This window comes from Blastococcus sp. TF02A-30 (assembly GCF_003319185.1).
Taxonomy (GTDB): domain Bacteria; phylum Actinomycetota; class Actinomycetes; order Mycobacteriales; family Geodermatophilaceae; genus Blastococcus.
The window spans coordinates 695,460-705,179 of sequence record NZ_QOHJ01000001.1; the positions used below are offsets into that span (position 1 = coordinate 695,460).

9 protein-coding genes and 1 pseudogene are annotated in these 9,720 nt (G+C 74.3%); 9 read left to right on the forward strand and 1 reads right to left on the reverse strand.

Annotated elements, in window-relative coordinates:
- Nucleotides 1-3: 3 nt before the first annotated feature.
- A complete protein-coding gene (locus DQ241_RS03350; protein WP_113828692.1) occupies nt 4-1,251 on the reverse strand; it encodes an isochorismate synthase MenF in 1,248 nt (415 codons plus the stop codon).
- 88 nt (nt 1,252-1,339) lie between these two features.
- Between DQ241_RS03350 and DQ241_RS03355 the strand changes: the two genes are divergently transcribed.
- The 9 genes and pseudogenes from DQ241_RS03355 to nuoF all read left to right on the forward strand — a co-directional run bounded on the left by DQ241_RS03355 (nt 1,340) and on the right by nuoF (nt 9,719).
- Nucleotides 1,340-2,059 (forward strand): demethylmenaquinone methyltransferase, encoded by a 720-nt coding sequence (locus tag DQ241_RS03355; protein ID WP_113828693.1) that lies wholly within the window; start codon nt 1,340-1,342, stop codon nt 2,057-2,059.
- A 188-nt stretch (nt 2,060-2,247) separates the two neighbouring features.
- Entirely contained in the window at nt 2,248-2,895 is a 648-nt protein-coding gene (locus DQ241_RS03360; RefSeq protein WP_113828694.1) for a phosphoribosyltransferase, read from the forward strand.
- Between the two features lie 111 nt (nt 2,896-3,006).
- Nucleotides 3,007-4,272: a geranylgeranyl reductase family protein gene (locus DQ241_RS03365; RefSeq protein ID WP_113828695.1), complete on the forward strand. Its 1,266-nt coding sequence runs from the start codon at nt 3,007-3,009 to the stop codon at nt 4,270-4,272.
- Between the two features lie 75 nt (nt 4,273-4,347).
- Nucleotides 4,348-4,710 carry an NADH-quinone oxidoreductase subunit A gene (locus DQ241_RS03370; protein WP_113828946.1) on the forward strand — a complete coding sequence of 121 codons (363 nt, stop codon included), beginning with the start codon at nt 4,348-4,350 and terminating at the stop codon, nt 4,708-4,710.
- 13 nt (nt 4,711-4,723) lie between these two features.
- Nucleotides 4,724-5,275 (forward strand): annotated as a pseudogene (locus DQ241_RS21025) (NADH-quinone oxidoreductase subunit B family protein); the annotation flags it as partial.
- A gap of 137 nt (nt 5,276-5,412) precedes the next feature.
- Entirely contained in the window at nt 5,413-6,150 is a 738-nt protein-coding gene (locus tag DQ241_RS03380) for an NADH-quinone oxidoreductase subunit C (protein WP_113828947.1), read from the forward strand.
- Nucleotides 6,147-7,469 (forward strand): NADH-quinone oxidoreductase subunit D, encoded by a 1,323-nt coding sequence (locus tag DQ241_RS03385; RefSeq protein WP_113828697.1) that lies wholly within the window; start codon nt 6,147-6,149, stop codon nt 7,467-7,469. Before DQ241_RS03380 ends, DQ241_RS03385 begins: the two co-directional genes overlap by 4 nt.
- Nucleotides 7,466-8,389 (forward strand): NADH-quinone oxidoreductase subunit NuoE, encoded by a 924-nt coding sequence (gene nuoE / locus DQ241_RS03390; protein ID WP_113828698.1) that lies wholly within the window; start codon nt 7,466-7,468, stop codon nt 8,387-8,389. Before DQ241_RS03385 ends, nuoE begins: the two co-directional genes overlap by 4 nt.
- A 1-nt stretch (nt 8,390) precedes the next feature.
- Complete coding sequence (nuoF, locus tag DQ241_RS03395) at nt 8,391-9,719, forward strand: NADH-quinone oxidoreductase subunit NuoF (protein WP_113828699.1); 1,329 nt, start codon at nt 8,391-8,393, stop codon at nt 9,717-9,719.
- Nucleotide 9,720: the final 1 nt, after the last annotated feature.

Here is a 9,720-nt window from a genome sequence, read left to right on the forward strand (position 1 = left end):
GGGTCAGCCCTCCAGCGCCGCCCGGAAGGCGGCGAACTTCGCCTGGGTCTCGGCGAGCTCGGCGGCCGGGTCCGAGCCGGCCACGATGCCGCAGCCGGCGAACAGCCGCGCGCCGCCGTCGTCGGTGAGCTCCGCGCAGCGCAGCGCCAGGCCGAACTCGCCGTCGCCGCGGGCGTCCATCCAGCCGACCGGGCCGGCGTAGCGGCCGCGGTCCATGCCCTCGAGCTCGGCGATCAGCGCGGCGGCGTCCGGCGTCGGGGTGCCGCACACGGCGGCGGTCGGGTGCACCGCCCCGACCAGCTCGAGCAGCCCGGCGTCGCCCCGCTGCGTGCCGACGACGTCGGTGGCCAGGTGGCGGACGTTGGCGAGGGTGAGCAGCGCGGGCTCGGCCGGGGCGGCGAGGTCGCTGCAGTACGGCTCGAGCGCCTGCACCAGCGAGTCGACGGCGAGTGCGTGCTCGGCACGGTCCTTGGCCGACCCCATCAGGGCCGCGGCCAGCCGCTCGTCCTCCGCACCGGCGCCGCGTCGCACGGTCCCGGCCAGCACCCGCGAGGACAGCTCCCGGCCGGTCCGGCGCAGCAGCAGCTCCGGGGTGGCGCCCAGCAGCCCGTCGACGGCGAAGGTCCAGCAGTCGGGGAACCGCTCGGCCAGCCGGCGCAGCAGCCGGCGCGGGTCCAGCGGTTCGTCGGCGGCGACCAGCAGGTCGCGGGCCAGCACCACCTTGGCCAGGTCACCGGCGGCGATCCGCTGCACGGCGGTGGCCACCGCGGCGCTCCAGCTGGCCGGGTCCAGGGCGCCGTCGGCGTAGCGCAGCCGCGGCCCGGGCCCGAGGTCGGGCGCGGCCGCCGGGAGACCGTCCCGCGCGGCGTCGCCGATCGAGGTGATCCAGGAGAGACCGTCGCGCCGCCCGACGACCACCTCGGGGACGACGAACACCGACGTCCCGCGGACCGGGTCGAAGGCGATGCTGGCGAAGGCGACCGGTCCGGACCCGGGGACGGCCAGGTCGTCGCTGACGTCGAGGCCGGCGACGACGGACTCCCACCACGCGGCCGCCTCGGCCAGGGCGTCCGGCCCGCTGACCTCCAGCCGGGCGGCCTCGCCCCAGCCGACCAGCCCGTCGCCGCGGCGCACCCAGGACAGCCCGCCCGACGCGGGCACCAGGTCGAGCAGGGCCCCGGCGGCCGCCGAGCGGACCGTCGTCACGGTCGCCGAGGCGGCGTCCGGAGAGGTCACGGCGGCCGCTGTCACCGCTCCAGAGTAGGTGAGGTGCCGCTGCCCCCCGCGGTTCGCAGGCTGGCCGCGGGCCCCTGCAGCGGGCCGACGTAACCTTCCGTCCGTGGCGGACCGGCGGGAGAACCAGCACACGGCCGGGCTGCGGGCCGGTCTGGACAAGCGGCCGGCCGAGGTCGCGGCCATGTTCGACGGCGTCGCGGAGCGCTACGACGTGACCAACACGGTCCTCTCCGCCGGCCTGGACGCCTCCTGGCGGCGGGCCACCCGGGAGGCTCTCGGCGCGCGGCCGGGGCAGACGGTGCTCGACGTCGCGGCCGGGACGGCGGTGTCCACGGTCGAGCTGACCGCCGGTGGCGTGACCGCGATCGCCTGCGACTTCTCCCAGGGCATGCTGCGCGCCGGCGCTGCCCGGCGGGTGCCCAAGGTGGCCGGCGACGCGATGGCGCTGCCGCTGGCCGACGAGAGCGTCGACGGCGTCGTCATCTCCTTCGGCCTGCGCAACGTGGCCGACCCCGACGCCGCGCTGCGCGAGTTCTCCCGCGTCACGAGGTCGGGCGGCACGCTGGTGGTCTGCGAGTTCTCCAGCCCCACCTGGGCGCCGTTCCGCACCGTCTACACCGAGTACCTGATGAAGGCGCTGCCCCGGATCGCGCGCGCGGTGAGCAGCAATCCCGACGCCTACGTCTACCTGGCCGAGTCGATCCGTGCCTGGCCCGACCAGGCCGCGCTGGCCGGACGGCTGCAGGACGCCGGCTGGTCCGACGTCACCTGGCAGAACCTCACCGGCGGCATCGTCGCGCTGCACCGCGGCCGCAAGCGCTGAGGTTCCCCGGCGCTGCGCGCCGCCGTAGCGTCGGTCCATGACGACGCCACCTCCCTCGCCGCAGCCACCGTCGCCCACGCCGTCGCCGACCGACCCCACCCCGCCGCCGGAGCCCTCGCCGTACCCGGTGCCCGATCCTGGCGACCCGATCGCGCCCCCGCCGTCAGGTCCCCAGCCCGTCTAGGGCCGTGACCCGCGGGCCGTTCGCCGACCGGCGGGAGGCGGGCCGCGCCCTGGGGGAGCGGCTGGCCGGGACGGTGGACGAGGACGCCGTCGTGCTCGGCCTGCCCCGCGGCGGGGTGGTCGTCGCGGCCGAGGTGGCGGCCGCGCTCGGCGTCCCGCTGGACGTCGTCGTCGTGCGCAAGCTCGGCCTCCCGCAGCAGCCCGAGCTGGCCATGGGCGCGATCGCCGCGGTGGGCGACGCGGTGGAGACCGTGCGCACCGAGCGGGTGATCGCCGAGGCCGGGGTGCCCGATGCCCTCTTCGCGCAGGTGCGCGACCGCGAGCTCGCCGAGCTGCGTCGTCGGCAGCTGTCCTTCCGCGGGAACCGGCCGCCACTCGCCCTGGCCGGGCGGACCGTCGTCCTCGTCGACGACGGGCTGGCCACCGGGTCCACGGCCCGCGCCGCGCTGACCGCCGTCGCCCGGCAGCGGCCGCGGCGCACGGTGCTCGCCGTCCCGGTCGGTGCACCCTCGGCGGTGCGCGCGGTCCGGGACCTCGCCGACGACGTCGTGTGCCTCGTCGCGCCCTCCGGGTTCCGCGCCGTCGGGCAGGCCTACCGCGACTTCGCCCAGACCTCCGATGAGGAGGTGCGCCGGCTCCTCGGCGCGGTGTGACGCATCCCTCTCACCGGGGGCGCTGTCGTGTTCGTCACACCCCGGGCTAGAGTCGGTTCCGCAGCACTTTGTGAACCAATTCACAAGGTCTGGTGGCGAGGAGGCAGCCCGGTGGGCACGGCGGAGCGGGGGCGCACGGCGGACGTGCTCGTCGTCGGCGCGGGCCCGGCCGGGTCGAGCGCGGCGTGGTGGCTGCGGCAGGCCGGCCTCGACGTCGCCGTCCTGGAGAAGGCGGAGTTCCCCCGCGAGAAGGTCTGCGGCGACGGCCTGACCCCGCGCGGGGTCAAGGCGCTGGACGACATGGGCGTCGACACCTCGGGCTGGATCCGGCACAGGGGCCTGCGGGTCACCGGTGGCGGGGAGACCGTGGAGGTCGACTGGCCGCGGCTGCGGTCCTGGCCGTCGTACAGCCTCGTCTGCCGGCGCAGCGAGCTCGACGCCCGGCTGGCCGAGCACGCACGGTCCGCCGGCGCCCGGCTGCACACCGGCGTCACGGTCACCGAGCCGCTGCTCGACGACGCCGGCCGGGTCGCGGGCGTCCGCGCCGAGATCGGACCCGACCGCGAGCCGCAGGAGTGGCGCGCCCCGCTGGTGGTCTCCGCCGAGGGCCTGTCCGGCCGGCTGGCCAAGGCCCTGGGCCTGGTGCGCCGGGAGGACCGCCCGCTCGGCGTGGCCGTCCGCCGGTACGTGCGCTCCCCGCGCTCGGCCGACGACTACCTCGACATCTCCTTCGACCTCACCGCGGCCGGGCCGTCGCGCGACTCGATGCCGGGCTACGGCTGGATCTTCGGCATGGGCGACGGGACGGCGAACGTCGGCTTCGGGCTGCTCGACACGCGCCGCGGCACCGGCGCCGACCACCGCGAGGTCCTGCGCCGCTGGCTGGACACCTTCCCCGCCGGGCAGCAGCTGGACGAGGAGCACGCCGTCACCCCGCTGCGCGGTGCCGGCCTGCCCATGGCGCTGCACCGCGGCCCGGCCTACACCCGCGGCCTGCTGCTCACCGGCGACGCCGCCGGCGCGGTCAACCCGTTCAACGGCGAGGGCATCAGCTACGCGATGGAGACCGGCCGGATGGCGGCCGAGACCGCGGCCGAGGCGCTGGCTGCCGCCGAGGGGCCGGCCCGCGAGGCGGTGCTGCGGCGCTACCCGGACCGGCTGCGGTCGGAGTACGGGCGGCACCACCGGCTCGGCATGGGGTTCCTCGCGCTGCTCGCCCGTCCCGACGTCGTCCGCTTCACCACCGCCCACGGGCTGAAGCGGCCGACGCTCGTGGACGCCGCGCTGCGGCTCATGGGCAACCTGTCCGACGGCCGCCGCGGCGACCGCGTCGACCGCGCGGTCACCCTGCTCACGCGCCTGGCCCCGGCGGTCTGAGATGACGACGCCGACCGACACGCAGAGTTCCGCAATCGCACGGAACGTGACCGAGCTCACTCTAGGGTGGCGCTGATGCTCTCGACCTACGTCCCGATCGTCGGGCTGTTCGCGCTGGCCGCGGCGTTCGCGCTGTTCTCGGTCACCGCCGCGCCGTACGTCGGCCCGCGCCGGTTCAACCGGGCCAAGGTCGACGCCTACGAGTGCGGCATCGAGCCGGTCGACCAGCCGCTCACCGGCGGCCGGTTCCCGGTCAAGTACTACCTGACCGCGATGTTGTTCATCGTCTTCGACATCGAGATCGTCTTCCTCTACCCGTGGGCGGTGCACAACGAGGCGCTCGGCGTCTTCGGCCTGGTCGCGATGGTCGTCTTCATCGGCACGGTCTTCATCGCCTTCGCGTACGAGTGGCGCCGCGGCGGGCTCGAGTGGGACTGAGGGGGGTCTGACCATGGGTCTCGAGGAGAAGGTGCCCAGCGGCGTCCTGCTGACCAGCGTGGAGAAGCTGGTGAACTGGACGCGCAAGTCCTCGCTGTGGCCGGCCACGTTCGGCCTGGCTTGCTGCGCCATCGAGATGATGGCCACCGGCGCCGGGCGCTACGACCTGGCCCGCTTCGGCATGGAGGTCTTCCGGGCCTCCCCGCGGCAGGCCGACCTGATGATCGTCGCCGGGCGGGTGAGCCAGAAGATGGCCCCGGTCCTGCGGCAGATCTACGACCAGATGCCCGAGCCGCGCTGGGTGCTGGCCATGGGCGTGTGCGCCAGCTCCGGCGGCATGTTCAACAACTACGCGATCGTGCAGGGCGTCGACCACGTCGTCCCGGTGGACATGTACCTGCCCGGCTGCCCGCCGCGCCCGGAGATGCTCACCGACGCGATCCTCAAGCTGCACCACAAGATCATGAACGAGCCGCTGGGCGAGAAGCGGGCGCGGCAGCTGGCCCGCGCCCGGGAGGACGGCACCGCGAAGGACCTGCACGTCGAGATGCCCTCCACGGTGCGCGTGGACAAGCAGGCCCGGCGGGCCTACGAGCAGGCCGCGGCCGAGGGCCGCACCGGCCAGTTCCTCATCGAGCAGCGCGGCGGCAACGCCGTGCTGCTCCCGGAGGAGCGGCCCACCGGCCAGGGGAACGCGTGGCGATGACCGGACCGGGGGATCTCGAGCGGGACGACGCGGCGCTGGGCGCGCAGGCGCCGTCGGGTGGCTTCCGCAAGGGCGCGTTCGGCGTCAGCGGCAGCGGCGACACCTCCGGCTTCGGCGGGCTGGTGCGGGTGGAGCCCGGCGGCGCGGTCGCGCTGCACTCCACCGAGCGGCCCTACGGCGGCTGGTTCGACGAGGTCACCGACGCGCTCGTCGAGGCCGTCGGCCAGGCCACCTACGACGCCGCCGTCTCCCGGGTGCTGGTCGACCGCGGCGAGATCACCTACTTCGTCGCCCGCGAGCACCTGCTCGCGCTGGTGCGGGCGCTGCGCGACGACGAGGCGCTGCGCTTCGAGCTGTGCAGCAGCGTCTCGGGGGTCGACTACCTCGACAGCGGCGGCCCGGCGACCGGCGCGCACCGGCCGCGGCTGCACGTCGTCTACCACCTCACCTCGATGACCTACCGGCGCCGGATCCGGCTCGAGGTCGCGGTCACCGCCGAGGACCCGCACGTCCCCTCGGTCACCGGCACCTACCCGACGGCGGACTGGCACGAGCGGGAGACCTACGACATGTTCGGCGTCGTCTTCGACGGCCACCCGGCGCTCACCCGGATCCTCATGCCCGACGACTGGGACGGGCACCCGCAGCGCAAGGACTACCCGCTCGGCGGCGTCCCCGTGGAGTACCACGACGCGACGATCCCGCCGCCGGACACCCGGAGGGCGTACCGATGACGACGACATCCGACCCCTACGCCGGCTCCCGGGAGACCACCGAGGGCCGCGTCTACACCGTCACCGGTGGCGACTGGGACCTGACGCTGGGGACCGAGGCCTACGGCGCCGAGCGGCTCGTGGTCAACATGGGGCCGCAGCACCCCTCGACCCACGGCGTGCTGCGCCTCGTGCTCGACCTCGAGGGCGAGACGGTGACCAAGGCGCGGGTCGTCATCGGCTACCTGCACACCGGTATCGAGAAGAACACCGAGTACCGCAACTGGACGCAGGGCACCACGTTCGTGACGCGGATGGACTACCTGTCCCCGCTGTTCAACGAGGCGGCCTACTGCATGGCCGTCGAGAAGCTGCTCGGCATCGAGGTGCCGCCGCGCGCGCAGACGATCCGCGTGCTGGTCATGGAGATCAACCGGATCGCCTCGCACCTGGTCGGGCTGGCCACCGGCGGCATGGAGCTGGGTGCGCTGACCGCCATGACCAACGGCTTCCGCGAGCGGGAGATGGCCCTCGACCTGCTCGAGGAGATCACCGGCCTGCGGATGAACCACGCCTACATCCGCCCCGGCGGCCTGGCCCAGGACCTGCCGGACAGCGCCGTCGGCTCGATCCGCCAGTTCCTCGAGATCATGCCCGGGCGGGTCGCGGACTTCCACCGGCTGCTCACCGGTCAGCCCATCTGGCAGCGTCGGCTCAAGGATGTCGGCTGGCTCGACGTCTCCGGCTGCGTCGCCCTCGGCGTGACCGGACCCGTCCTGCGCGCCGCCGGCCTGCCGTGGGACCTGCGCAAGGTCGAGCCGTACCTGGGCTACCAGACCTACGACTTCGAGGTCCCGACCGCCGACACCTCCGACGCCTGGGGCCGCTACCTGGTCCGCATGGCCGAGGTCAACGAGTCGCTGAAGCTCATCGCGCAGGCGCTCGACCGGCTCGAGCCCGGCCCGGTCATGGTCGAGGACAGGAAGATCGCCTGGCCCGCCCAGCTCTCCCTCGGGCCCGACGGCATGGGCAACTCGGCCGAGCACGTCGCGCACATCATGGGCCAGTCGATGGAGGCCCTGATCCACCACTTCAAGCTGGTCACCGAGGGCTTCCGGGTGCCGGCGGGCCAGGTCTACGTGCCCATCGAGTCGCCGCGCGGCGAGCTCGGCTACCACGTCGTCAGCGACGGGAGCACCCGCCCGTGGCGCGTCCACGTGCGCGACCCCAGCTTCGTCAACCTCCAGGCCACGGCGGCGATGAGCGAGGGCGGCATGATCGCCGACGTCATCGCCGCGATCGCATCGATCGACCCGGTGATGGGGGGCGTCGACAGATGAGTGCACTTCCCGGTTCGCCCGAGGCCACCGCGGTCACCGGCCTGGACTCCTCACCGGTCGACGCGGCGGCCGTCGGGGACGTCCCGCCGCTGACCGAGCAGACCCGGCTCGAGGCGCGGGAGATCATCGCCCGCTACCCGGTGCCGCGGTCGGCGCTGCTGCCGATGCTGCACCTGGTGCAGAGCTACCAGGGGTACGTCACGCCCGAGGGCGTCGCGCTGTGCGCGGAGGAGCTGGGCCTGACCAAGGCCGAGGTCGGCGCCGTCGCGACCTTCTACACGATGTACAAGCGCCGCCCGACCGGCCGGCACCTGGTCAGCGTCTGCACGAACACGCTGTGCGCGGTCCTCGGCGGGCAGCGGATCTTCGAGGCGGTCGCCGCCGACCTCGGCGTGCACCACGACGAGACCGCGGCCGACGGGTCGATCACCCTCGAGCACGCCGAGTGCCTGGCCGCCTGCGACTACGCGCCGGTGGTGACGGTCGACTACGAGTTCTACGACCAGCAGGACGTCGAGAGCGCCCGGGAGCTGGTCGCCGCGCTGCGCCGGGGCGAGAAGCCGCTGCCCACCCGGGGCGCGCCGCTCACCGACTTCCGCGGGATCTCCCGCCAGCTGGCCGGCTTCTCCCAGTACGAGGACCCCGACGCCGCCGTCGACGCGCCCGGCGCCTACGAGCCCACCCTGCGCGGGCTGCGGCTGGCCGCCGAGCGCGGCGAGTCCGCGCCGCCGTTCCCCCGGCCGGAGCCGACGCCGGAGTCCTCGTCGGGGGCGCCCGCGGCCGAGGCGGCCGGCGTGGAGTCCGCCCAGCGCGGCGAGCCCGAGCCCGCCGGGCGCTCGCTGGCCGACAAGGACGGCGGCACCGACACCCCTGCCGGGACCGAGCCGGGTACCTCCGGCCAGGGTCCGGGGAAGGACTGACATGCCTCTCAGCCCCGTCCTCACGGCCCGCTGGGGCGCCGAGCAGTCGTGGCGGCTGGCCACCTACGAGCGCCTCGACGGCTACTCCGCCCTGCGCACCGCGCTGTCGATGAGCCCCGATGAACTGGTCACCCTGGTCAAGGACTCCGGCCTGCGCGGTCGCGGCGGCGCCGGCTTCCCCACCGGCATGAAGTGGAGCTTCATCCCGCAGCCCACACCGGGGGAGACGCCCACCGGCCCGGCCGCGCTGCCGAAGTACCTGGTGGTGAACGCCGACGAGGGCGAGCCGGGCACCTGCAAGGACCTGCCGCTGATGATGGCCGACCCGCACTCCCTCGTGGAGGGCGTGATCATCGCGGCGTACGCCATCCGCTCGCACCTGGCGGTCATCTACGTCCGCGGCGAAGCGGTGCACGCGCACCGCCGGCTGCGCGCCGCGGTCGAGGAGGCCTACGCGGCCGGCTACCTCGGGACGGACGTGCTGGGCTCGGGCTACGACCTGGAGCTGATCGTGCACGCGGGCGCGGGCGCCTACATCTGCGGCGAGGAGACCGCGCTGCTCGACTCGCTCGAGGGCTACCGCGGCCAGCCCCGGCTCAAGCCGCCGTTCCCCGCCGTCGCCGGGCTCTACGGCGCCCCGACGGTCATCAACAACGTCGAGACGCTGGCCAGCGTGCCGTTCGTCGTCCGCGGCGGCGCCGACTGGTTCAAGGAGATGGGCCCGGAGAAGTCACCCGGGCCCAAGATCTACTCGCTGTCGGGCCGCGTCGTCCGCCCCGGCCAGTACGAGGCGCCCATGGGGACGACGATGCGCGAGCTGCTGGAGATGGCCGGCGGCGTCCGCCCCGGCCACGAGCTGAAGTTCTGGACGCCGGGCGGCTCGTCGACGCCGTACTTCACCGCCGAGCACCTCGACGTGCCGCTCGACTTCGACTCGGTGGCCGCCGCCGGCTCGATGCTCGGCACCACCGCGCTCATGGTGTTCGACGAGACCGACTCGATCGTCGAGGCCACGCTGCGGTTCACCCAGTTCTACGCGCACGAGAGCTGCGGCAAGTGCACGCCCTGCCGCGAGGGCACCTACTGGCTGGTCCAGATCCTGCAGCGGCTGGTCGACGGCCGGGGGACCGCCCAGGACCTCGACCTGCTGACGGACACCTGCGACAACATCCTCGGCCGCTCGTTCTGCGCGCTCGGTGACGGCGCGACCAGCTGCATCTCCAGCTCGCTGAAGTACTTCAAGGACGACTACGTCGCCCTGCTGCCGCCCGAGGAGCAGGCCCGCCTGGGCCGCAGCCTCCGACTCGAGCCCGTGGGAGCCGCATCGTGAC

Excerpts from the sequence above, each read along its gene's own strand:
- DQ241_RS03370 (WP_113828946.1), top strand. The coding sequence starts at position 4,348 with ATGCTCTCGACCTACGTCCCGATCGTCGGGCTGTTCGCGCTGGCCGCG.
- DQ241_RS03380 (WP_113828947.1), top strand. The coding sequence starts at position 5,413 with ATGACCGGACCGGGGGATCTCGAGCGGGACGACGCGGCGCTGGGCGCG.
- DQ241_RS03385 (WP_113828697.1), top strand. The coding sequence starts at position 6,147 with ATGACGACGACATCCGACCCCTACGCCGGCTCCCGGGAGACCACCGAG.
- nuoE (WP_113828698.1), top strand. The coding sequence starts at position 7,466 with ATGAGTGCACTTCCCGGTTCGCCCGAGGCCACCGCGGTCACCGGCCTG.
- nuoF (WP_113828699.1), top strand. The coding sequence starts at position 8,391 with ATGCCTCTCAGCCCCGTCCTCACGGCCCGCTGGGGCGCCGAGCAGTCG.